Source organism: Gardnerella sp. CCPDSM (genome assembly GCF_056754715.1).
This window is the reverse complement of the sequence record NZ_JBQEQO010000076.1, coordinates 1-445: the sequence shown is the minus strand read 5'-3', so window position 1 is coordinate 445 and position 445 is coordinate 1. Positions and strand designations below refer to the sequence as shown.

Annotated in this window: 1 protein-coding gene; it reads left to right on the top strand. The window is 37.8% G+C overall.

Features of this window, described 5'->3' with window-relative positions:
• Positions 1–413, top strand: a 413-nt coding sequence (locus ACTJLE_RS06605; protein ID WP_481267919.1) for a DUF4097 family beta strand repeat-containing protein, incomplete at its 5' end; no start/stop codon positions are given.
• Between the last annotated feature and the right edge of the window lie 32 nt (positions 414–445).

The following is a 445-nucleotide window of genomic DNA, read 5'->3' as shown; positions in this document are numbered from 1 at the left end:
TTACTCAGGGTATGCCTGAAATTGTTGTGAGTTTGCCACATGATGTGGAAGTTTGTGAGGTTGAATCTGATTCTAATCAAGTGCTCATCACGGATATTGAGATTGGTAAGCTTTATGTAGAAGTGAACAATGGCAAGGTAGAAGTTGTTAATTTGAAGGCGGATGATGTCTTTCTTAAATGTTGTAATGGGTCGGTTTCAGCAACAAACGTAGAAGTAACTCATGTTTGTACGCTTGATACGTTAAATGGCATGAGTATTTTAGAAGGAACAATACCTAAGGATGCAAGCCTTGAAGTAGATTGTGAGAATGGTGTCACCGAGGTTTCAGATAAGAAGAAGGTAAATTGTAAAAACGATGGATTTGCGCATTACATGGTGCACTGTCTTAATGGGAAAGCTATTGCGAAGTAGCAGACATATAGATCAAAAAAGAAGCAATAAAA